Origin of the sequence: Paenibacillus sp. J45TS6, from assembly GCF_018403285.1 — a bacterium.
Classification (GTDB): Bacteria; Bacillota; Bacilli; order Paenibacillales; family Paenibacillaceae; genus Paenibacillus.
The window spans coordinates 41909-63707 of sequence record NZ_BOSJ01000022.1 but is presented as its reverse complement, the minus strand read 5'-3'; the positions used below and the strand labels follow the sequence as shown (position 1 = coordinate 63707).

Here is a 21799-nt window from a genome sequence, read left to right as displayed (position 1 = left end):
AATTGAGATGTTCAGGCTCAAAGAAAGGAATGGTCTTAGATGGCAAACAAGAGCTACAGCCTAGCTCACACAAAGTGGATGTGCAAATACCACATTGTATTCACCCCGAAGTATAGACGGAAAGAGAATCTATAATCAAGTAAGAAAAGATCTAATTGAAATATTCAAACGTTTATGTAAGTACAAAGGAGTAGAAATCATAGAAGGCCACATGATGCCAGACCATGAGCACATGTTGGTAGCAATCCCACCCAAAATTGCAGTCTCATCATTCATGGGCTATCTAAAAGGTAAAAGTTCTCTAATGATCTTTGAGAAACATGCCCAACTAAAATACAAATACGGGAATCGAAAATTCTGGGCAGAAGGATATTATGTGAGTACGGTGGGCTTAAATGAAGCGACGGTACGAAAATACATTCGAGAACAAGAAGCACATGACCAAGCAGTGGATAAGCTGAGTGTAAAAGAGTATGAAGATCCATTCATCGGCAACAGAACAAAAAAGAAATAAACCAGTTTAACTGGTAAGTGAAAGTGACAAATAACACTGAGCCTGAACAGATTTATGGTCAGGCTAGCGTCTTTAGGCGCAGTTTGGTGACAAGGGGTTATACCCCAAGTACAAACCACCCGTTTTACGGGTGGTCCTGATTGTCTGGACTTATTTTATTCATGAAATGCATAGATTCTAATATAATCTTTTAATATATTCAGTGCTTTAACCCATGGGATCGTGATTGACTTTTATAAGGCGCTCTGAGACACTCAGAATAAGATACATATAAAAGGAAATATGAGGTATACATTCATTAAAAGAGGTGAGCGAATGGAAATCAGACAATTAAATGCAGAGGAATACGAGCAAAGTGTTAGCTTATCAGAATATGCCTTTCAATATACATTAACACCGGAACAAAAAGAAGAAAGAAAAGTGAGGTTTAAGCCTGAACAATTTTGGGGTATCTTTGAAGAGGAACAATTGCAAGCTAAACTAACTATTCTACCTTTTGAAGTATACTTGCAAGGAAAAGTACTGCCTATGGGCGGAATTGCAGGCGTGGCAACCTGGCCAGAGAATCGCCGTAAAGGGCATGTCTCTAAACTACTTAGTCAAGCGCTTAATATAATGAAAGAAGAAGGGCAAATTCTATCATTTCTACATCCATTTTCTATTCCATTCTATCGTAAGTATGGTTGGGAGCTATATGCAGAATATAAAACTTACCTTATTTCCTCAAAACAGTTTCCTCCTAAAATAGAGTACCCAGGTAAGGTAGTAAGGGATATTAAGGATATCTCTACGCTGAATAAATTGTATCAGTCTTTTGCAAGCAGCTATCATGGCACTCTTGTTCGAGATGAAGAATGGTGGAAGTATTCGGTCTTAGATAACACTAAACATAGTGCTGTCTATTATTCTCATGATGGAGAGCCACAAGGCTATGTGTTATATGAACTAAAAGATAAAATGCTTGTATGTAATGAATTTGTTTATTTGAATGAAGAAGCACGGGGAGCACTTTGGACTTTCTTCTCGAATCACGATTCTCGAATTGAACAAGTGAAGTTAACCATGGTTCCAGCTGATGATAATCTACCGTATATGCTCCCAGATCCGCGGGTAACCCAAGAAACGATTCCATATTTTATGGGACGAATTGTGGATATAGAGTCTTTTTTGCAGCAGTATACGTTTGAGGTTGGAAATAAATCAGAATTAACGATCCAGATTGAAGATACAGCGGCTCCATGGAATGCCGGACTGTGGAGTATATCCAATGATGGCCAAGGACAAGCTAAGGTTATAAAGGTAATGGGAGAAAAAGAAGAGATTCAACCAGATTTAATAGCAGATATTCAAGTTTGGACTGCTCTTTTTCTGGGATATAAGCGTCCGGAGCAATTGTTTCATATAAAGAAGCTAAAAGGGAAACCGCAAAAAGCAAAAGAACTTGAAAACCTTATTCCGAAAGCACAAACCCTATTAATGGACTTTTTCTAATAAATATAAGAACTGCTCTTCTGCCTTCTGTCAGGAGAGTTTTTTTGTTAGAGCGAATAATTTAAGGAAATAAGTGAAAAATGAGAAGGGGATCTTACTTGAGATTTCTGTACAGTATGTTATAATGGATACAAAGTCAAAGAAAGTCAAAGTCAACTAAGATCAGATTTAAATTGTTGGTTATACAATATTATTATGTAGTAAGTTAATTTAGGCTCATTTATATATGACACATAGAAGATTCAATTAGAGATTTTAAGTGGTTGTATATAAAAGAGAGCATTCATTTAAGCCAAAGAGGTTCGCAGGCTAAGCAAGATGGGTAATTTATTGGAGCTGCCTCTTCCTGATGAATTTGAATGGATGCAATTGATTAGCTTACCGGTTTTATACAGTGGGGGATGAGGATGCGTAATATTTCTGATATTATCGAACAATATCTGAAAAATATTTTGCAGGATAGCTCTGATGGAATGATTGAAATTCAGAGAAATGATCTAGCAGATAAATTCTCCTGTGTGCCATCCCAGATTAATTATGTAATTAGTACTCGTTTTACTCTTGAAAAAGGTTACCTTGTAGAGAGTAAGCGCGGTGGTGGTGGATATATACGGATACAGCGAGTAGAACTCCCTGCACACTCTGTGCTCGGAGGGCATTTCCATCAGCATATTGGGGATGAAATCAATCAGGCTTCTGCAGAAGGTCTTATCTACCAGTTGGAAGAAGCTAAATTTCTTAATAGCCGGGAGGCTGCTTTAATCAAAGCTGCGATGTCCAGAGAAGTATTATTTATAAAGCTTCCCTATCGTGATCAAATCCGCGCTCGGATGTTAAAGGCAATGTTAATTTCGCTCCTCGGTAAGTAGGTAGGAATGCCCTTGTTTTTATCCGTTAGGAACGAATAAAGGAGGTATGCGGTATGCTTTGTCAAGAATGCAATGAACGTCCGGCTACTCTTCATTTTACGAAGATTGTGAATGGCGAGAAGACGGAATTCCATATTTGTGAAAGCTGCGCACGAGAAAAAGGAGATCATCTATCCGGTATCTCTAATGGGTTCTCAATCCATGGACTCCTTTCAGGCCTTATGGATTTTGAATCTGGGAAATACAAAACGGCTGGTGCTCCTGCTCCCGAAACACTTCAGTGTAAGGAATGCGGGATGACGATACAGCAGTTTAGCAAGCTCAATCGATTTGGTTGCAGTTCATGCTATAAGTACTTTTCTAATCGTTTAGATCCTCTCTTAAAGCGCGTACATGGAAATACAACTCATGTGGGGAAAGTTCCTGTACGAGCAGGAGGAAAGATTCATTTAAGAAGAAGAGTGGATGAACTCAAAAAAGAACTTCAAGAACAAATTAATCTACAGGAATTCGAGTCTGCTGCTGAATTACGTGACCAGATTCGTGAACTGGAAAGAGAAATTGCAGAAGAGTAAAGTTTGGTAAAGAGCAGGAGGTATGCACTATGTCAGATATCCGGTTTACCGATAAACCACTTAGTGAATGGATGCGTAGTAGCGCAGCTGATTCAGAAATTGTCATTAGCAGCCGGGTAAGAGTGGCACGGAACGTGCAGAGTTTTCCATTTCCTATGTTGGCAACCGACCAGCAATCGAGAGCGGTACTCGATAAGGTAACGGAAGTCCTTCAATTTGATGATATTCATCAGTTTGGCAGTTTCCATGTCCTAAATCTGAATGAACTATCTGATCTTGACCAAGAAATACTAGTCGAAAAACATCTCATTAGTCCGAACTTGGCAAATGAATCAAGAAATGGTGCGGTTATTCTTAGTGAAGATGAATCCATTAGTATTATGGTGAACGAAGAGGATCATTTGCGCATTCAATGTTTATACCCTGGTTTTCAGGTTCAAGAAGCGTGGAAACGTGCTTCAGCCATAGATGATGTTTTTGAAGCCCATATCGATTATTCTTTCGATGATCGCAGAGGATATCTAACCAGTTGTCCAACCAATGTAGGGACTGGAGTTCGGGCTTCCGTAATGATGCATTTACCGGCTCTTGTGATGACAAAACAGATAGGCAGGGTACTCACTGCTGTATCCCAAGTAGGTCTTGCTGTAAGAGGAATTTACGGTGAGGGCAGTGAAGCGACAGGAAATCTGTTTCAAATATCGAATCAAATTACATTAGGACAAACTGAAGCTGAGATTATCGATAATTTATATAGTGTTGTTCTGCAGATTATTGGTCACGAGCGTAACGCTAGAGAAAGACTCATGACCGATTCTAAACTTCGTATTGCGGATCGAGTAATGAGATCATATGGTATTTTATCTCATGCATATCTGATGGACTCGAAAGAAGCAGCTCAGCGCATATCTGATGTTCGGCTCGGCATTGATTTAGATCTAATTAGGGAAAAAACAATAGTTGAAATGAATGAACTCAATGTTCTGATCCAGCCAGGTTTTCTTCAGAAGAAATTCGGGAGAACGCTCGAATCAGGAGAAAGAGATATGTACCGAGCGCAGTTAATAAGGGAATCTTTCCAAAGAGAAAATCAGTAGGCATGGTATGTATGGCATAGTGTAAGCTCGTTATGAACTACTATGTTCTTATATGAAGTAATAACCCACACCTTACTTTCTTGTCTCACAAGAACGAGAGTTATGGGATTTACCGACATTGTGTCGGCTGGGCAATCATTAGAATAGCCTAGATATATAGATAAGGGAATTATTTTTTAAACTTATGGAGGTGCAAGGAATATGATGTTTGGAAGATTTACGGAACGAGCTCAAAAAGTTCTCGCTTTAGCTCAGGAAGAAGCAGTTCGTTTAGGTCATAATAACATCGGTACCGAACATATTTTGCTCGGCCTGATTCGTGAAGGTGAAGGTATTGCTGCAAAAGCTCTCATCGGCCTTGGCCTTGGTCTTGAAAAAATACAGGATGAGGTAGAAACGCTCATTGGCCGTGGCCAAGAGCAACCTACCAATATTGCATATACGCCGCGTGCGAAAAAAGTAATTGAGCTTTCCATGGATGAGGCTCGTAAGCTGGGCCATACTTATGTGGGAACCGAACATATTTTGCTTGGCTTGATTCGTGAAGGTGAAGGTGTAGCAGCCCGTGTGCTGAACAACCTGGGTATTAGCCTTAATAAGGCTCGTCAACAAGTCTTGCAACTGCTAGGAAGCAGTGAAGCAGTATCCAGTCATAACGGAACACAAGCCAATGTAAGCACTCCTACACTGGATAGTCTGGCAAGAGATCTAACAGCTACTGCGAGAGAGAGCAATCTTGATCCGGTGATCGGCCGTAGTAAAGAGATTGAGCGTGTTATTCAAGTGCTTAGTCGACGCACTAAAAACAACCCGGTTCTAATTGGTGAACCAGGGGTTGGTAAAACAGCGATTGCAGAAGGCCTTGCTCAGAAGATTATTGCGAATGAAATACCTGAAACGCTTCGTGATAAACGTGTTATGACACTAGATATGGGTTCTGTAGTTGCTGGAACGAAGTATCGCGGTGAGTTTGAGGATCGACTCAAAAAAATTATGGATGAGATTCGTCAAGCAGGAAATATCATTCTCTTTATTGATGAGCTGCACACTCTTATTGGTGCAGGCGGAGCAGAAGGAGCAATCGATGCTTCTAACATTTTAAAACCTGCCCTTGCCCGTGGAGAACTACAGTGTATTGGTGCTACTACGCTTGATGAGTATCGTAAATATATTGAAAAAGATGCTGCTCTTGAACGTCGTTTCCAGCCAATTACTGTTGATCAGCCATCGGTTGATGAAGCCATTCAAATCTTGCATGGACTCAGAGATCGTTATGAAGCCCATCACCGTGTAAAAATTACGGATGAGGCAATTGAACAAGCAGTAAAACTGTCTGACCGTTATATTACAGATCGATTCCTGCCAGATAAAGCGATTGACCTTATTGATGAAGCGGGTTCTAAAGTAAGATTGAATTCTTATACCGTACCGCCTAATCTCAAACAGTTGGAAAATCGTCTTGATGATATCCGTAAAGAAAAAGATTCTGCGGTTCAAAGTCAAGAATTCGAGAAAGCAGCAGCGCTGCGTGATACAGAACAGAAAATTCGTGAAGAACTGGATATAACTAAAAATCAGTGGAAAGAAAAACAAGGTCGTACTGATTCAGAAGTAACTCCAGAAGACATCGCTCAAGTGGTAGCAAGCTGGACAGGAATCCCTGTTAGCAAGCTGAAACAAGAAGAAACAGATCGTTTGTTAAATATGGAATCTATTCTTCATCAACGTGTAATCGGCCAAGACGAAGCGGTTGTAGCTGTCAGTCGTGCGATTCGCCGGGCACGTGCAGGCCTAAAAGATCCAAAACGTCCTATGGGTTCATTTATCTTCCTCGGACCTACAGGGGTAGGTAAAACAGAACTTGCTCGTGCGCTTGCCGAAGCGATGTTTGGCGATGAAAACGCGGTAATCCGGATCGACATGTCCGAATACATGGAGAAACACGCTACTTCTCGATTGGTAGGAGCGCCTCCAGGATATGTAGGATACGAAGAAGGCGGTCAGCTGACTGAAAAAGTTCGTCGTAAACCGTATTCTGTCGTTCTTTTGGATGAGATCGAAAAAGCTCACCCAGAAGTATTCAATATCTTGCTTCAAGTGCTTGAAGATGGACGTTTGACTGACTCAAAAGGTCGCGTTGTAGATTTCCGTAATACCCTCATTATCCTGACTTCTAATGTGGGTGCAGATGCAATCAGACGTAATTCTACGCTAGGATTTACTGCAGTTGCAGATGCAGGTGCGGAGTATACTAACATGAAAGGAAAAGTGATGGAAGAGCTCAAGAAGAGCTTCCGTCCTGAATTCCTAAACCGGATTGACGAAGTTATTGTCTTCCATTCTCTTGAAGAGAAACATATTGGAGAAATTGTTACTCTTATGTCTGAGGAACTTCGTAAACGTCTGCGTGAATATGATGTTGATTTCGAACTTACGGATAAGGCAAAATCCTTCTTAGCAAAAGAAGGATTTGATCCAGCCTACGGTGCTAGACCGCTTCGCCGGGCAATTCAAAAGCACATTGAAGATCGTCTCTCTGAAGAACTCCTAACAGGTTCAATTACAAAAGGAGATGTCCTTCTCATTGATGAAAAAGATGGTGCGCTCGCTGTTACGAAAAAAAGCAATGTGCCAACTAATTCTTAATTATTGATGGTTATGCCCCCTAACTTTTTAGGGGGCATTTTTTATTTTTAGTGAAAAGAATGATTCCCTGTGATGTAAAGTTTGTGATTAAGCTTTACGTTAAAATGCATTCAATGTTAAACTTTTGATAAATCCTTTATTGGTAAATTCGGTATATAAAATTTATACTTATAGTTTAAGAAAAGTTAAATGAGGAGAAGTGAAGTGGCTAAAGTAAAAACAAAGTTTTACTGTACAGAATGCGGTTATGAATCGCCAAAATGGTACGGTAAATGTCCAGGTTGCCAGTCATGGAATTCCATGGTAGAGGAAACCGAAAGTATTGTGAAGACACAGGGGAGGAATTCTTCCCTTTTTGATAGTAAAGAAAAACCGCTTCCTATCATAAATATAGAAAGTGACCAAGAACCGCGTATTCTAACTGGCATTCAGGAACTGAATCGAGTTCTTGGCGGAGGAGTAGTACCAGGTTCGTTGATTCTTGTTGGTGGGGATCCGGGTATTGGTAAATCAACGCTCTTGCTCCAGACATCTCATGCCATGACAGCTTCAGGGCTGCGTGTCTTGTATATTTCGGGTGAGGAATCCGTTAGACAAACCAAACTGAGAGCCGATCGGCTTGAAGCATTGTCTCCTGATCTATATGTTCTTAGCGAAACCAATATGGAACGGATCGAAGAGGCGGTAAGTCAGGTTGACCCTCATTTTCTGGTAATTGATTCAATTCAGACCGTTTTTTTACCGGAAATAACAAGTGCTCCCGGAAGTGTTGCACAGGTGAGAGAATGTACATCACGGTTTATGCGGATTGCGAAAGGGTTAGGCATTGCAACGGTTCTGGTAGGGCATGTTACTAAAGAGGGTTCTATTGCAGGTCCTCGAATGCTGGAACATATGGTGGATTGTGTGCTTTATTTTGAAGGAGAGCGTCATCATACGTATCGTTTGCTTCGTGCGGTAAAGAATCGTTTTGGTTCGACGAATGAAATCGGGATTTTCGAGATGGGAGAATCAGGCTTAAGGGAAGTGGCTAATCCATCAGAAATGTTCTTATCTGAGCGACCGCTAGGAGTGGCAGGTTCCACCGTTGTAGCGAGTATGGAAGGAACGCGTCCCATGCTTGTCGAACTTCAGGCACTGATCTCGGCTACACAATTCCCGTCACCTAGGCGAATGGCTACCGGCGTTGATTATAACCGTATGGCACTGATCATTGCAGTCCTTGAGAAGCGACAAGGAATGTTCCTCCAGAATCAAGATGCTTATCTAAATGTAGCTGGGGGAGTGAAACTGGATGAACCCGCAACCGATTTGGCCATGGCAGTAAGTATCGCCTCCAGTTTTCGCGATTTGCCAACCAAACCCTATGATGTCATATTTGGAGAAGTAGGCTTGACTGGAGAAGTGCGCGGCGTTTCAAGAGCGGAACAAAGAGCCAAAGAAGCGCAAAAACTTGGGTTTAAACGGGTAATTATGCCAGAGAAGAGCTTAAAGGGGTGGAAGCATCCTGTTGGAATAGAACTGATCGGTATTAATACGGTCGGAGATGCACTAGCGGCTGCTTTAGATTAGGGGGCATTGAATAGATGAAAGAATCGAGCCAACTGGATAAAATGAATGAGTTGTTACGTTTGGTTGCACCCGGAACGCCTTTTCGTGAAGGACTTGAAAATGTCCTGCGTGCAAAAACGGGTGCATTGATTGTTGTCGGCTACAGTCCAGAAGTCATGGAAGTAGTGGATGGTGGATTTTCGATTAATTGCGATTTTTCACCGAACTATTTATATGAACTTGCCAAGATGGATGGAGCGATCATCCTAAGTGAAGATTTGAAACGGATATTGTATGCAAATACGCAGTTAATTCCCGATTCCTCCATTTCTTCATCCGAAACAGGTATTCGTCACCGTACGGCAGAACGTGTAGCAAAACAGACGGGAAAACTGGTTGTTTCCATTTCGCAAAGACGGAATATCATCACTCTTTACCAAGGAACGCTGCGTTATGCATTGAAGGAAATCGGAGTTATTTTAACAAAAGCCAATCAAGCGATTCAAACTTTGGAAAAATATAAAGCAGTCTTAAACCAATCACTCACAAATCTGAGTGCATCCGAGTTTGAAGAATTGGTTACGATTCCTGAAGTAATCAACGTAATACAGCGCGTGGAAATGGTGCTGAGAATCAAGATGGAAATTAAACGCTATATCAATGAACTGGGCAATGAAGGACGCCTGATTAACATGCAGATGGAAGAACTTGTTGCGAATACAGAAGAGGAAGCTTGGCTTTTGTATAAGGATTATGCCAAAGATAACAGTGATGAGAAGATCAAAGACATTATTAACGGCTTAAAACGATCTACAGATGATGAGTTGCTTGATACCCATCATATTGGCCGGCTTCTCGGATATGGTGCTGCTGCGGCTGCTTCTGAAGAATCAGTAGCTCCAAGAGGATACCGAGTTTTAAGCAAAATTCCAAGATTGCCTAATGTCATTATTCATAATTTAGTTGAAGAATTTGAAAGATTACCACATGTAATTATGGCTACGATTGAGGAGCTTGATGAAGTGGACGGTATTGGTGAAGTTCGCGCTCGAACGATCAAGGATGGCTTGAAGCGTCTGCAAGAGCAGATGTTTATTGATCGACAAATGTAGAGTTGTAAAGCTGGTTAGCTTTAAATTTAGAAGAAAATTGTACAGTTACACTTACGAGGTGACGTGATGATAACAAAATCAATTCCGAACTTGTTTACCTTAGGTAATCTATCTCTCGGAATGATTGCCATTCTGCTGGCATCCGAGGGTCGTTACAGTTTAGCAGCGATTATGGTTGTTGTAGCGATGCTGATGGATGGACTGGATGGTCGAATTGCTAGAGCTTTAAATGCTCAGAGTGATTTTGGTAAAGAGCTTGATTCCTTATCGGATATGATCTCTTTTGGAGCTGCGCCGGCTTATATAATGTATAGCGTTTCATTTCAGGAGGCTCCTATCGCTCTCGCTTGGATTGTAACGTGTCTGTTCCCGATATGCGGGGCCTTGAGGCTGGCTCGCTTTAATGTACGGCCTGGGATTCCTGGGTACTTTACAGGGCTTCCTATTCCTGCTGCGGGCGGTGTACTTGCGACATTGTCTTTATTCAGTAAAGACATTTCTGCTCCATTCATGATGATTGCAACTTTATTGCTTGCTTATTTGATGATTAGTTCGCTTAAATATCCTAACCTGAAAAAAGTGGGTCTTCCTAAAAAAGCAGTATGGATTGCTCCGATCGTTGTTCTTTTTTCTATTGCACTTGCGGTACTATTCTCAGAGCAACTATCTATGTTTGTATTTATACCTCTTGTGCTTTATGCCATATATGGTATGACGCATAATATTGATCTTATTCTGGCCCGAAGTCGCAAGAAGAAAAAGAAAAGAGAAAGAGATGAAACTTCTCTTTAGGCTTAAATAGAAATCATAATAAATGATCATAAGAAAAAGCATTTACCTTTCCTAGTATGGAGAGATAAATGCTTTTTTAATTTTTTATATTCACTCTTTGAGTCAATTGATTGTCTGTGTGATGATTAAAAGCGGTTTCTGAGATTAGGAGAGGTTGAAGATACCTAGTGTAGAACACTTTTTGGCTTCATTTTCAAGCACTTCTTCTAACTGAATATTAAGCAGGTTGCATAGTGCTGACATGTAGAACAGATTACGTCCAAGTTCTGAGCTGATGACTTCTTTGCACTGGTCACACAGATCACCATGTACATGTGTCTGTACCGAAGATTTGGCATCTTCTAGATCGCCATTATGAGCGTAAGATTGCTTGGTCGCATGGAGTTCAATACAACCACAGTCTGTAATGGCTTTAGAAACAGCCCGGTTAACAGAAGCATCCGCTTGTCCATTCTTGGACAAAACGTCAATTAGACTTCGGTGGCGGAGCAACAGTTCGGATACTTGGTTCTGAAAAGTTTGCAAACTTGATGCGCTCATATTTTATTTTCACCTCGGGTTATCAGTTGAACTTATTATAAGTCAGTAGACAAACCATTTTCAACCATCATTTACATAATAGAGAAAAAACAATCATAGAATTACCGTTAAAAATACCTTCTTACCACGATTAGGACCTAAAAAATTGGTTCATACTGGATAAAGAAAAGCAATTAAGGAGGTGTAGGGACGTGTGGAGAAAGCTTATTTTTATATTCACGGGGCTTTGCGGAGCATGGTCTGGTTATGCGCTTTATTATTCAGTAGGACAAACGATCCCTTGGTTAAGTGAGGGGACAAGTACATTCAGAGTAGGTTTGGCATTAACATTATTTATGTTAATTGGTGCTGTATTCTTTGTTCTGTTAAGTAGGATGCTTGGATCGCTTCTTGATCTACGGGTAGAAGAAGGGGTCTCTAAACTCGCACGGGTTCCGATGGGCGAACTTGCAGCAGGAGCACTGGGGCTTGGTATAGGTTTATTGTTCTCGTTACTTCTTTATCCTTCGCTTAACTGGCTTGGCAGACCGGGGGACTTACTTCAAGTGGCGCTTATGCTCGTATTCGGTTATATGGGGCTTCGGGTTGGTCTTGCCAAAAAAGAAGATTTAGGCTCGTTCTGGACTTCAGGAAGATGGAATACAGGTACAGTGAATGAGGAGAGGCGCATTGAAGAACATAAAATTCTCGATACGAGTGTGATTATCGATGGCCGGATCGCTGATATTTGTAAAACTGGGTTTATTGAAGGGACCATTGTAATTCCTGAATTTGTACTCGAAGAGCTGCAGCATATTGCGGATTCCTCTGATCTTCTAAAAAGAAATCGGGGACGCCGAGGGCTCGACATTTTGAATAAAATCCAGAAAGAACTGGAGATTAAAGTCCTGATCTATGAGGGGGATTTTGAAGAAATCTCCGAGGTAGATAGCAAGCTTGTGAAACTGGCGAAAGTCCTGCAAGGAAAAGTAGTGACGAACGATTTTAATCTTAATAAAGTATGTGAACTTCAAGGTGTTTCTGTTCTTAATATCAATGATCTTGCTAATGCAGTGAAGCCTGTTGTACTTCCTGGTGAGGAAATTATGGTTCAGATTATTAAAGATGGAAAAGAACACGGTCAAGGTGTAGCCTACTTAGATGATGGTACGATGATTGTCGTTGAAGGCGGACGCGAGTATATCGGTACAATGATGGAAGTCCTGGTGACGAGTGTACTGCAGACTTCTGCCGGACGAATGATTTTTGCCAAGCCGAAACTGTTGGAAAAAGCGCAATAAAGCGTTATGATGGAGAGTAAGTGTCCATGCACTGGATACTGACAGATGACGGACAAGGCAGGGGTTAATGTACATGACGAAATCATGGGGGGCAGTCATTGTCGCAGCAGGAAGAGGCTCACGAATGAAGACAAGTGAGAGCAAACAGTTTCTGCTGCTGCAAGACAAGCCCATTTTTATACATACACTTGAAGTGTTTAACCGCATACCTATGATTAAAGATATCATTGTGGTAACTGGTGCGCCCGATGTAAAACGGTGTGAAGAATGGATTGAGCAATCTGGACTTCGTGACCATCGTACTTTCGTTGTTGCAGGAGGGAAGGAACGACAAGATTCGGTTTATGCGGGTCTTCAGAAGCTTGAGACGGATTATGTACTTATCCACGATGGCGTTCGTCCTTTTGTCCAGCCAGATCACATTGAAGCATGTATGAAGGCGGCAGAACAATTTGGAGCTGCAGTGCTTGCTGTTCCTGTCAAAGATACCATTAAGCAGGTAAGTACAGATGGAATGATAACTGCGACCCCCGATCGGAGCAGTCTGTGGAGCATTCAAACCCCACAGGCTTTTCGTCTTTCGGATGTAATAGAGGCGCATAAACTGGCGATAGAATCAGGTTTTGCAGGAACAGATGATGCTATGCTGGTTGAACGTCTGGGAAGACAGGTTAAGATTGTAGAGGGCAGTTATACCAATATCAAGATTACCACACCGGAAGATCTAGATTATGCTGCATTTATGCAAAAAGGGGAGAGAGAACAATGATTCGAGTAGGACAAGGTTTTGATGTCCATCAGTTGGTGGAAGGCAGGCCATGTATTATCGGCGGTGTAACGATTCCTTATGAAAAAGGCTTAATTGGTCATTCTGATGCCGATGTATTACTGCATGCGATCAGCGATGCAATCCTCGGCGCACTAGGCTTGGGGGATATCGGTAAACATTTTCCTGATACGGATCCTGTATTTAAGGATGCTGACAGCTTGAAGTTGCTGGAGCGAGTATGGGAACTTGCAGAAGAACGCGGTTATAAGCTTGGAAATATTGATTCTACTATTATTGCACAAAAGCCCAAAATGGCTCCTTATATTCCGCAAATGGCGGAGATTATCGCTAAGGCACTGCATGCTGAGGTATCGCAAGTGAATGTAAAAGCAACGACAACAGAACAGTTAGGTTTTGCAGGACGAGGAGAAGGAATCGCCGCGCAATCGGTTGTCTGCCTGATCCAACCTGTGCTATCATCTTGAGATAAACAATTCGGAGGGGATATTATGAGCACGGAAGTCCGCGTGCGTTACGCGCCAAGCCCAACAGGTCATTTACATATTGGGAATGCCAGAACGGCGCTTTTTAATTATTTGTATGCTAGAAACCAAGGTGGAAAATTTATTATTCGTATCGAAGATACCGATGTGAAACGGAACGTGGAGGGTGGAGAAGAAAGTCAGCTCAAGTACCTGAAATGGCTCGGTATGGACTGGGATGAAAGTGTAGATGTACCGGGAGAATACGGTCCTTACCGTCAAACGGAGCGTCTCGATATTTACCGTAAATACTGGCAGGATCTTATTGACCGTGGTCTTGCTTACTTCTGCTACTGTACGGAGGAAGAACTCGAGCAGGAGAGAGAAGAGCAAACAGCCCGTGGAGAAACTCCGCGCTATTCTGGTAAACATCGGAATTTAACGGAAGAACAGCGTAAGGCATTTGAAGCAGAAGGCCGTGTGCCAAGCGTGCGTTTCCGTGTACCGGATGAGAAGGTTTATACTTTTGATGATATGGTAAAAGGAACGATCTCTTTTAATTCAAAAGAGTCCGGCGACTTTGTTATTGTCAAAAAAGATGGAATTCCTACGTATAACTTTGCAGTTGTAGTAGATGATTATTTAATGAAGATCTCTCATGTTCTGCGTGGTGAAGATCATATCTCGAATACACCAAGACAGCTCATGATTTACGAAGCTCTTGGATGGGAACCTCCGATCTTTGGTCATATGACACTGATCGTGAATGAGAATCACAAAAAACTCAGTAAGCGGGATGAGTCTATCATCCAATTTATTGAGCAGTACGACAAACTGGGATACTTGCCGGAAGCGATGTTTAACTTCATCTCCTTATTAGGCTGGTCCCCAGAAGGTGAAGAGGAGATTTACAGCAAAGATGAGCTGATTAAGATCTTTGATCCAAGCCGTCTTTCGAAATCCCCGGCTGTGTTTGATACAAACAAACTGGCTCATTTAAATAATACGTATATCAAAAATGCGGACACGGATCGGATTGCTAAACTTGCCATCCCTCATTTGCAAATAGCAGAACGCTTGCCTGCTGAACTTAGTCCAGAACAAGAAAGCTGGGCCAAGGAATTAGTAGCTCTCTATCAAGAGCAAATGACGGCTGCCTCGGATATCGTTGAATTATCTGCTTTGTTCTTCAAAGAAGAAGTGGAATATGAAGGCGATGCTGCTGCAATCCTGGAGGAGGAACAAGTTCCTGTTGTTCTTCGTGCTTTTGCTGATAAAGTAGCAGTAGAGGAAGACTTTTCAGCGTCCCGTATGGCTGCACTTATTAAAGAGGTTCAGAAAGAAACAGGCTTTAAAGGGAAACAACTCTTTATGCCAATTCGTGTGGCTCTAACGGGTCAGACGCATGGACGGGATTTGAACAAGACCATTTATTTGCTAGGTCGTGAAAAGGTTCTTTCTCGTTTGAATGCACGATTGTAGAACAAGAGTAATAAAGTAATCAAAACGAATGTTTCTTGTTCTTGTCAGTATGAGTTCTTTTCGTTAAGATATAAGAAATAATAATGTAACGATTATTCAATAGCTGTGATCAGGAGAAGTAGGCGGTGTGGTTGTGAACCAGAGAAGATAACCAGGTAAGGCCCCGGGGCCTTCGAGGCTGGAAGTTATCTCACAATCTGCCGATCGAAATGCGCCTGGGAGCTGCGCTTCCGAACCTGGCCCCTTGTATGCAATAAACAAGGCACGGCAGGTAGGTAGCGACGTGTCGTCCTCGTTATCGGACGTTCAAAGATAGTTATGTTCTTCCTTAGTCATAGGACTCATGAAGAACATAACTAAGCAGAGTGGAACCGCGGACTTATGACGCCTCTGCAGCCTATATGGGCTGCGGAGGCGTTTTTTTCATAGACCTGCAAGCAATTCGAAATTAAGACGGTGCTTGGTGCCAAAGAGGGGAACAGACATGTTTAGAAAATTGAAATCGGATATTCAGGCAGTATTTGATAACGATCCCGCAGCTAGAAGCTGGTTTGAGGTCATCTTTACGTATTCCGGCTTACATGCGATCTGGGCTCACCGACTGGCTCACCGTTTTTACCGAAGAGGATGGTTTACCTTGGCGAGAACCATTTCTCAAGCGAGTCGTTTTACGACAGGGATTGAAATACACCCCGGTGCTACGATAGGAGAAAGGCTTTTTATAGATCATGGCATGGGCGTGGTGATCGGAGAGACTTGCGAGATTGGTGATGATGTTGTTATCTATCAGGGGGTAACTTTAGGGGGAACAGGCAAAGAAAAAGGAAAACGACATCCGACGATCGGGAATAATGTCGTAATTTCATCTGGATCTAAAGTGCTTGGTTCATTTAAAGTAGGAGATTACAGTAACATTGGTGCCAATTCAGTTGTCCTGAAAGAAATTCCTCCAAATAGCACAGTGGTAGGGATACCAGGACGAGTAGTAAAACAGGATGGCAAACGAATCGATCGTTTAAGTCAGCAGCTTCCTGACCCTGTTATTGACTCCATGCGAGAACTCCAGCTTGAGATCTATGAACTGCGGGAAGAGCTGAAAAAGCTGAAATCTCTGCAAGAGCAGGACTGCCTTGAAAAAGAACCGGTGGTTCGTGGTAACAAAGCGTAAACGTGGTACAATATAATGATGGAAAAGATCGAAAGGAATGTGACTGATGACGCTTCAAATTTATAATACGCTCACAAGGCATAAAGATACCTTTGTTCCTCAGGAACCAGGGAAAGTGAAAATGTACGTCTGCGGACCGACTGTGTATGATTATATTCATATTGGTAATGCAAGACCGATGATTTTTTTCGACGTTGTTCGCAGTTACCTTGAGGTGATTGGTAATGAGGTGAATTATGTCGTAAACTTCACCGACGTGGATGATAAATTGATTAAGAAAGCAGACCAGCTTGGCACGACGGTACCGGAAGTAGCGGATCGTTTTATTCAAGCCTACTACGAAGATCTAGATGGTCTAGGGATCCCGAGAGCAACACATAATCCTCGTGTAACCGAGAATATGAATTTGATCATTGATTTTATTAAGCAACTTGAGGATGAAGGGGTCGCTTATGAAAAAGGCGGCGATGTGTATTACCGTACTCACAAATTCCCGGATTACGGTAAGTTGTCCAAACAGAATCTGGATGAACTTCAGTTTGGAATTCGAATTGGAGTCGATGAGCGTAAAGAACATCCGCAAGATTTTGTTTTGTGGAAAGCGGCAAAACCAGGAGAAATTTTCTGGGATAGTCCGTGGGGGAAAGGTCGTCCAGGCTGGCATATTGAATGCTCTGCAATGGCCCGTAACATCTTGGGGGATACACTGGATATTCACGGCGGAGGACAAGATTTGCAATTCCCGCATCATGAATGTGAAGTAGCACAATCCGAAGTGTTAACAGGAAAACCTCTCGCAAATTACTGGATGCATAACGGCTTTATCCGTATTGATAACGAGAAAATGTCGAAATCACTCGGTAACGGTATTCTTGTAAAAGATTTGCGTGAGCAATACAGAAGAGAAGCGATTCGATATTTCATGCTTTCGACACATTATCGGAATCCACTTAATTTCAGTGAAGATATTATGGAACAGGCCGAAAATAGTGTGGATCGGATCGCCAATGCGGTTAATAATATGAAACACCGTCTGAGTACAGTCACAGTTAACGAAGCGATTCCGCAAGATCGTGAGGCGAAAATCGCAGAAATTCGTGATCAATTTCACGAAAAAATGCAGGATGATTTTAATACACCAGATGCGATTACTGCCGTTTTCGAATGGGTAAATGAAGCGAATATGCTTCTTCAGGCAGAAGTAGTTAACCGTGCTGAACTTGAAGCAATGCTTGCATTGTTTGAGGAAATGAATGCGGTACTTCGCGTGTATACCGAAGAGCAAGATGAACTTCATGCCGATATAGAGAAGCTGATTCAAGAGCGTGCGGAAGCTCGTAAGGCAAAGGATTGGGCTCGTTCTGATGAGATTCGAGATGAGCTGGCAGATATGGGGATTGTTATCGAAGATACACCACAAGGTGTAAGATGGCGGCGCAAATGAGTGAGAACCAACAACTGAAGAATTATGACGGAGGCGAAGGGGAGAAAGGGTGGTTATTTCCCTACCCTCCTTCCCGTAAGCCGGAACTTATTCCCCCGATTGCTCTTGCCTACATAGGTGATGCGGTTTATGAGGTCGCTGTCAGACAATATTTGCTGTCAAAATCTAATCTGCGTCCCAATCATCTTCATCAAAATGCGACAAGTTTTGTATCTGCGAAAGCACAAAGCAGGATTTTGTCGTATATTGAGGAAGAATTGTTACCTGCCGAAGCGGATATTGTGAGGCAAGGTAGAAATGCCAAATCCAGTGTTCCGAAAAATGCAGATGTTTTGGAATATAGACACGCTACCGCTTTTGAATGTCTGATCGGGTATTTATACACGAGTGGATATCAAGAAAGACTCCGTGAACTTATTGTTCTTGGCATTCAGAGAATGGAGCAAGCCAAAAAAGAAGGAAAAGCACAAAAGTAATAATCGATTATAACGAAATATAGAGCTTCTAAACAGTCAAAGTATGATGTATCGAAGCTAGGAGGATATAGAGAAATGGAAGAAGAATGGATTGCCGGTAAGCACTCGGTTATAGAGGCGCTGCGTTCCGGAAGAACGATAAACAAAATATGGATTGCTGAGCAAGCACAAAAGCATCTTACCTTGCCGATCTATGCTGAGGCGAAAAAAGCGGGCGTGATTATTCAACAGGTAGACAAGCGTAAGTTAGAGCAAATGGTTCCTGGCATACAGCATCAAGGTGTTGTGGCACAGGCTGCTCCCTATGAATATGCACATGTGGAAGATCTACTCGCTGCTGCGCGAGATAAAGGAGAAGATCCTTTTCTTGTTTTGCTAGATGAGATTGAGGATCCCCACAATCTAGGTTCTATTTTACGAACTGCGGACTGCACGGGAGCTCATGGCGTGATTGTTCCGAAACGTCGCTCGGCTCAGGTGACAGCAACTGTTTCTAAAACTTCTGCCGGTGCAGCTGAGTATGTTCCTGTAGCAAGAGTAAGTAATTTGGCACAAACCATTGATGAACTGAAAGAAGCGGGTGTATGGGTTGTGGGAACCGACTTGCAAGCAACAGAGTCTGTTTTCGGAAACGGTGTATTTACGGGACCTGTCGCTATCGTAATCGGCAATGAAGGAAAAGGTATGGGAAGGCTTATACGTGAAAAATGTGATGTTCTTTTGAAGTTACCAATGGCTGGCCAGATCAACTCCCTGAATGCTTCTGTTGCCGCAGGCGTAGTGATGTACGAAGTGCTTAGATCCCGGAAGTCATAAGGATTAGCTGAAAATGAAGGATACCCGTGATGTGCTTCTCGTGGACGGTTATAACATGATAGGGGCTTGGAAAGAACTCTCTGCCCTTGCCCGAACCGATTTGCAGGATGCACGGGACAAGCTGTTGGTACGGCTGGCCGATTACCAGGGTTTTTCGGGGATAAGAGTGATTGTAATTTTTGATGCTTATAGAGTGCCAGGTTTAGGTAAATCTTTCACAGAGAGTAAAGTGCAGGTGCATTTCACTAAAGAAAAAGAGACGGCTGACGAGTGTATTGAAAGGCTTGTAGGTGAGCTTAGTTCTCGGAGACGTCAGATCTATGTGGCTACAAGTGATATGGTGGAGCAGCATGTTATTTTTGGTCAAGGTGCGCTCCGTCTATCCGCCCGGGAACTTTATATCGAGCTGGAACAGAATGATAAGGAACTTGGGCGAAAGATAAAAGATGATTACCAGAAGAAATCAACCAAAAACACAATAGACTCGAAATTGTCACCCGAAGTGCGCAAAATGTTCGAAAAATGGAGAAGAGATTGAGATCAAATCTACCATTTTGTATAACAATAGAATTATGAATCTCTTGACATTTATATCATTCTTTTCTTTTTTAGGCGAAGTGTGGTTGACGTTGGAAGGTATGTTCATATATACTTGGGCTATATTTTGATAGGTAACGGGGTCCTTGCGTTGCAGCCGGAGGGATTGTTAGTGAGTGTTGACCTCAAAGATATCATGTTGTCCAAGTTTGATTATCTAAGTGATGAGGATATTGTCCAAGCCGTTCATAACAACGACAGTGAGGCACTAGAATACTTGATCAACAAGTATCGTAATTTTGTACGAGCCAAAGCAAGATCTTACTTTTTAATTGGTGCTGATAGAGAAGATATCATTCAAGAAGGAATGATTGGGCTGTACAAAGCGATACGTGATTTCAGAGGGGACAAGCTGGCATCATTTAAAGCATTTGCTGAGTTATGTATAACGAGGCAGATCATTACGGCTATAAAAACAGCGACTCGTCAGAAGCATATACCACTGAATTCGTATATTTCTCTGGATAAACCGATCTATGATGAAGAATCTGACCGCACTTTGATGGATGTTATTTGTGGCACACAAGTAAGTGATCCGGAAGAACTTGTTATTAACCAGGAAGAATTTACTGGATTAGAAGACAAAATGTCTGAGATTCTAAGTGACCTGGAACGCAAAGTGCTTATGTTATACCTGGACGGAAGATCCTACCAGGAAATAGCTGTGGATCTTAATCGTCATGTGAAATCGATCGATAATGCATTGCAGCGTGTAAAACGAAAACTTGAGAAATATCTAGAAGTAAGAGATAATTAGATTAACTCGTTTTCTGAAGAAGGACTCAGACTAGATCGAGTCTTTTTTTGTTGGAGAAGAGGAAGAGCGTTTAAAAAAAGCGGATTGATTCATACTGATAAACATTGACGTTTTCGATTGTACGCTCGATCCAAGCTATCGACCATGAGATATTGGATGTATATATTCTATTTCATTCATTTTTCTGTCTGATATGCAAGAGGTGTCAAGAACAGCTTTCTGAGAAAAAGTTAGACTTGAAGTAAGAAACTCTAGAAAAGGGTATTTTAGGCAGAGATTAAAGCCTATTCTTCGATTGACATGAATATACCCTTGTGATAAAGTGTTTTAGGTAGGCCTAAATTCGCGCTATTTTTTTTAGGAACCAATTTAGAGACTCTGATAATGTTCGGATGTCTTCGGGAGGTGCACATCATGCGGGTAATTATTACTTTGGCTTGTACTAATTGCAAACAAAGAAATTACACAACGACTAAAAACAAGCGTAATCACCCCGACCGCATGGAGATGAAGAAATTTTGCAAGTTTTGTAACGAGCAGACTTCTCATCGCGAAACCAGATAGTTATTTGGAGGTGTAGTCGGCGTGAAACGTAGTTTCAAGTCTCTGTTTTCCTTTTTCTCAGAAAGCTGGGCAGAGCTCAAAAAGGTTCGCTGGCCTAATCGTAAAGAGTTAACTAACTACACCCTTATTGTTTTGGGGACGGTTATTGTTATTACGCTTTATTTTTGGGTGCTTGACATCGGTATTTCCGCTGTGATTGAAGCGATAATTTAAGAAGGGTCCCAGGTGGCTTGATATGGAAAAAAGATGGTATGTCGTTCATACCTATTCAGGGTATGAGAACAAAGTCAAAGCCAATTTGGAAAAACGCGTAGAGTCCATGGGCATGGAGGACAAAATATTCCGTGTTCTTGTTCCAATGGAAGAAGAAGTGGTAAATAAAGACGGTAAGAAAAAAACCGTTATGCGTAAAATTTACCCCGGATATGTCCTTGTTGAGATGGTTCAAACTGATGATTCTTGGTATGTTGTTCGCAACACTCCGGGAGTTACTGGTTTTGTTGGATCAACAGGATCTGGTTCGAAGCCCACGCCACTATTGCCGGATGAAGTTGAACAGATTCTGAAGCATATGGGTGTTGTGGAGCCAAAACCGAAGATTGAATTCGATATTAAGGAATCCGTACGAATTAAAGTTGGTCCTTTTGCGAATTTTGTGGGCTCCGTGGAAGAAATATTGGCTGAGAAGAGTAAGTTGAAAGTTCACGTCAACATGTTTGGACGGGAAACCCCGCTTGAGCTCGATTACGATCAAGTGGAAAAATTATAGAGCGCAAG

22 protein-coding genes and 1 pseudogene are annotated in these 21799 nt (G+C 41.9%); 22 read left to right on the top strand and 1 reads right to left on the bottom strand.

What is annotated here, in order from left to right:
* Window positions 1-39: 39 nt before the first annotated feature.
* From tnpA to pssA, 9 genes and pseudogenes are all read left to right on the top strand, one after another.
* Window positions 40-514, top strand: a pseudogene (tnpA, locus tag KJS58_RS22115) (IS200/IS605 family transposase).
* A gap of 315 nt (window positions 515-829) precedes the next feature.
* Window positions 830-2005 carry a GNAT family N-acetyltransferase gene (locus KJS58_RS22110; protein WP_213535617.1) on the top strand — a complete coding sequence of 392 codons (1176 nt, stop codon included), beginning with the start codon at window positions 830-832 and terminating at the stop codon, window positions 2003-2005.
* Window positions 2006-2412: 407 nt separating this feature from the next.
* Window positions 2413-2874, top strand: coding sequence for a CtsR family transcriptional regulator (locus KJS58_RS22105; RefSeq protein ID WP_160036576.1), 462 nt, complete (start codon window positions 2413-2415; stop codon window positions 2872-2874).
* 53 nt (window positions 2875-2927) lie between these two features.
* Window positions 2928-3449 carry a protein-arginine kinase activator protein McsA gene (gene mcsA, locus KJS58_RS22100; RefSeq protein ID WP_191804464.1) on the top strand — a complete coding sequence of 174 codons (522 nt, stop codon included), beginning with the start codon at window positions 2928-2930 and terminating at the stop codon, window positions 3447-3449.
* Between the two features lie 29 nt (window positions 3450-3478).
* Window positions 3479-4546 (top strand): protein arginine kinase, encoded by a 1068-nt coding sequence (mcsB, locus tag KJS58_RS22095; protein ID WP_213535616.1) that lies wholly within the window; start codon window positions 3479-3481, stop codon window positions 4544-4546.
* A gap of 201 nt (window positions 4547-4747) precedes the next feature.
* On the top strand, window positions 4748-7192 hold the full coding sequence (clpC, locus tag KJS58_RS22090) for an ATP-dependent protease ATP-binding subunit ClpC (protein ID WP_213535615.1): 2445 nt from the start codon (window positions 4748-4750) through the stop codon (window positions 7190-7192).
* Window positions 7193-7396: 204 nt separating this feature from the next.
* Window positions 7397-8764, top strand: a complete 1368-nt coding sequence (gene radA, locus KJS58_RS22085) for a DNA repair protein RadA (RefSeq protein WP_160036580.1) — start codon at window positions 7397-7399, stop codon at window positions 8762-8764.
* A 14-nt stretch (window positions 8765-8778) separates the two neighbouring features.
* Window positions 8779-9855, top strand: a complete 1077-nt coding sequence (disA, locus tag KJS58_RS22080) for a DNA integrity scanning diadenylate cyclase DisA (protein ID WP_191804472.1) — start codon at window positions 8779-8781, stop codon at window positions 9853-9855.
* A gap of 66 nt (window positions 9856-9921) precedes the next feature.
* Window positions 9922-10647 (top strand): CDP-diacylglycerol--serine O-phosphatidyltransferase, encoded by a 726-nt coding sequence (gene pssA, locus KJS58_RS22075; protein ID WP_213535614.1) that lies wholly within the window; start codon window positions 9922-9924, stop codon window positions 10645-10647.
* 144 nt (window positions 10648-10791) lie between these two features.
* On the opposite strand, the gene KJS58_RS22070 is transcribed toward pssA, so the two are convergent.
* Window positions 10792-11187: a nucleoside triphosphate pyrophosphohydrolase family protein gene (locus KJS58_RS22070; RefSeq protein ID WP_191804476.1), complete on the bottom strand. Its 396-nt coding sequence runs from the start codon at window positions 11185-11187 to the stop codon at window positions 10792-10794.
* Window positions 11188-11378: 191 nt separating this feature from the next.
* Between KJS58_RS22070 and KJS58_RS22065 the strand changes: the two genes are divergently transcribed.
* The 13 genes from KJS58_RS22065 (at window position 11379) to nusG (ending at window position 21791) form a co-directional block, all read left to right on the top strand.
* Complete coding sequence (locus KJS58_RS22065) at window positions 11379-12467, top strand: PIN/TRAM domain-containing protein (RefSeq protein WP_213535613.1); 1089 nt, start codon at window positions 11379-11381, stop codon at window positions 12465-12467.
* A 73-nt stretch (window positions 12468-12540) separates the two neighbouring features.
* Window positions 12541-13236: a 2-C-methyl-D-erythritol 4-phosphate cytidylyltransferase gene (ispD, locus tag KJS58_RS22060; protein ID WP_213535612.1), complete on the top strand. Its 696-nt coding sequence runs from the start codon at window positions 12541-12543 to the stop codon at window positions 13234-13236.
* A complete protein-coding gene (gene ispF / locus KJS58_RS22055; protein ID WP_213535611.1) occupies window positions 13233-13721 on the top strand; it encodes a 2-C-methyl-D-erythritol 2,4-cyclodiphosphate synthase in 489 nt (162 codons plus the stop codon). Before ispD ends, ispF begins: the two co-directional genes overlap by 4 nt.
* A gap of 24 nt (window positions 13722-13745) precedes the next feature.
* Window positions 13746-15200 carry a glutamate--tRNA ligase gene (gene gltX, locus KJS58_RS22050; RefSeq protein WP_213535610.1) on the top strand — a complete coding sequence of 485 codons (1455 nt, stop codon included), beginning with the start codon at window positions 13746-13748 and terminating at the stop codon, window positions 15198-15200.
* 484 nt (window positions 15201-15684) lie between these two features.
* Window positions 15685-16368: a serine O-acetyltransferase gene (cysE, locus tag KJS58_RS22045; RefSeq protein WP_213535609.1), complete on the top strand. Its 684-nt coding sequence runs from the start codon at window positions 15685-15687 to the stop codon at window positions 16366-16368.
* A 46-nt stretch (window positions 16369-16414) separates the two neighbouring features.
* Window positions 16415-17812 carry a cysteine--tRNA ligase gene (cysS, locus tag KJS58_RS22040; RefSeq protein WP_213535608.1) on the top strand — a complete coding sequence of 466 codons (1398 nt, stop codon included), beginning with the start codon at window positions 16415-16417 and terminating at the stop codon, window positions 17810-17812.
* The gene (locus KJS58_RS22035; RefSeq protein ID WP_249717791.1) at window positions 17809-18288 is read left to right on the top strand and encodes a Mini-ribonuclease 3; all 480 of its coding nucleotides are present in this window, start codon (window positions 17809-17811) and stop codon (window positions 18286-18288) included. Before cysS ends, KJS58_RS22035 begins: the two co-directional genes overlap by 4 nt.
* A 75-nt stretch (window positions 18289-18363) precedes the next feature.
* The gene (gene rlmB, locus KJS58_RS22030; protein WP_213535606.1) at window positions 18364-19104 is read left to right on the top strand and encodes a 23S rRNA (guanosine(2251)-2'-O)-methyltransferase RlmB; all 741 of its coding nucleotides are present in this window, start codon (window positions 18364-18366) and stop codon (window positions 19102-19104) included.
* 13 nt (window positions 19105-19117) lie between these two features.
* Complete coding sequence (locus KJS58_RS22025) at window positions 19118-19642, top strand: NYN domain-containing protein (RefSeq protein WP_213535605.1); 525 nt, start codon at window positions 19118-19120, stop codon at window positions 19640-19642.
* A gap of 171 nt (window positions 19643-19813) precedes the next feature.
* Entirely contained in the window at window positions 19814-20458 is a 645-nt protein-coding gene (gene sigH, locus KJS58_RS22020; RefSeq protein WP_213535604.1) for an RNA polymerase sporulation sigma factor SigH, read from the top strand.
* Between the two features lie 414 nt (window positions 20459-20872).
* On the top strand, window positions 20873-21022 hold the full coding sequence (gene rpmG, locus KJS58_RS22015; protein ID WP_072735843.1) for a 50S ribosomal protein L33: 150 nt from the start codon (window positions 20873-20875) through the stop codon (window positions 21020-21022).
* Between the two features lie 21 nt (window positions 21023-21043).
* Window positions 21044-21235: a preprotein translocase subunit SecE gene (secE, locus tag KJS58_RS22010; protein ID WP_160036594.1), complete on the top strand. Its 192-nt coding sequence runs from the start codon at window positions 21044-21046 to the stop codon at window positions 21233-21235.
* A 22-nt stretch (window positions 21236-21257) separates the two neighbouring features.
* The gene (gene nusG, locus KJS58_RS22005) at window positions 21258-21791 is read left to right on the top strand and encodes a transcription termination/antitermination protein NusG (RefSeq protein ID WP_213535603.1); all 534 of its coding nucleotides are present in this window, start codon (window positions 21258-21260) and stop codon (window positions 21789-21791) included.
* Window positions 21792-21799 lie beyond the last annotated feature (8 nt).

Bases quoted from the DNA above. Each gene is read 5' to 3' on its own strand.
- cysE (WP_213535609.1), top strand. From the start codon at position 15,685: ATGTTTAGAAAATTGAAATCGGATATTCAGGCAGTATTTGATAACGAT.
- gltX (WP_213535610.1), top strand. From the start codon at position 13,746: ATGAGCACGGAAGTCCGCGTGCGTTACGCGCCAAGCCCAACAGGTCAT.
- KJS58_RS22110 (WP_213535617.1), top strand. From the start codon at position 830: ATGGAAATCAGACAATTAAATGCAGAGGAATACGAGCAAAGTGTTAGC.
- ispD (WP_213535612.1), top strand. From the start codon at position 12,541: ATGACGAAATCATGGGGGGCAGTCATTGTCGCAGCAGGAAGAGGCTCA.
- cysS (WP_213535608.1), top strand. From the start codon at position 16,415: ATGACGCTTCAAATTTATAATACGCTCACAAGGCATAAAGATACCTTT.
- rpmG (WP_072735843.1), top strand. From the start codon at position 20,873: ATGCGGGTAATTATTACTTTGGCTTGTACTAATTGCAAACAAAGAAAT.
- KJS58_RS22035 (WP_249717791.1), top strand. From the start codon at position 17,809: ATGAGTGAGAACCAACAACTGAAGAATTATGACGGAGGCGAAGGGGAG.
- mcsA (WP_191804464.1), top strand. From the start codon at position 2,928: ATGCTTTGTCAAGAATGCAATGAACGTCCGGCTACTCTTCATTTTACG.
- KJS58_RS22070 (WP_191804476.1), bottom strand. From the start codon at position 11,187: ATGAGCGCATCAAGTTTGCAAACTTTTCAGAACCAAGTATCCGAACTG.
- KJS58_RS22105 (WP_160036576.1), top strand. From the start codon at position 2,413: ATGCGTAATATTTCTGATATTATCGAACAATATCTGAAAAATATTTTG.
- pssA (WP_213535614.1), top strand. From the start codon at position 9,922: ATGATAACAAAATCAATTCCGAACTTGTTTACCTTAGGTAATCTATCT.
- ispF (WP_213535611.1), top strand. From the start codon at position 13,233: ATGATTCGAGTAGGACAAGGTTTTGATGTCCATCAGTTGGTGGAAGGC.
- disA (WP_191804472.1), top strand. From the start codon at position 8,779: ATGAAAGAATCGAGCCAACTGGATAAAATGAATGAGTTGTTACGTTTG.
- mcsB (WP_213535616.1), top strand. From the start codon at position 3,479: ATGTCAGATATCCGGTTTACCGATAAACCACTTAGTGAATGGATGCGT.
- clpC (WP_213535615.1), top strand. From the start codon at position 4,748: ATGATGTTTGGAAGATTTACGGAACGAGCTCAAAAAGTTCTCGCTTTA.
- KJS58_RS22025 (WP_213535605.1), top strand. From the start codon at position 19,118: ATGAAGGATACCCGTGATGTGCTTCTCGTGGACGGTTATAACATGATA.
- rlmB (WP_213535606.1), top strand. From the start codon at position 18,364: ATGGAAGAAGAATGGATTGCCGGTAAGCACTCGGTTATAGAGGCGCTG.
- nusG (WP_213535603.1), top strand. From the start codon at position 21,258: ATGGAAAAAAGATGGTATGTCGTTCATACCTATTCAGGGTATGAGAAC.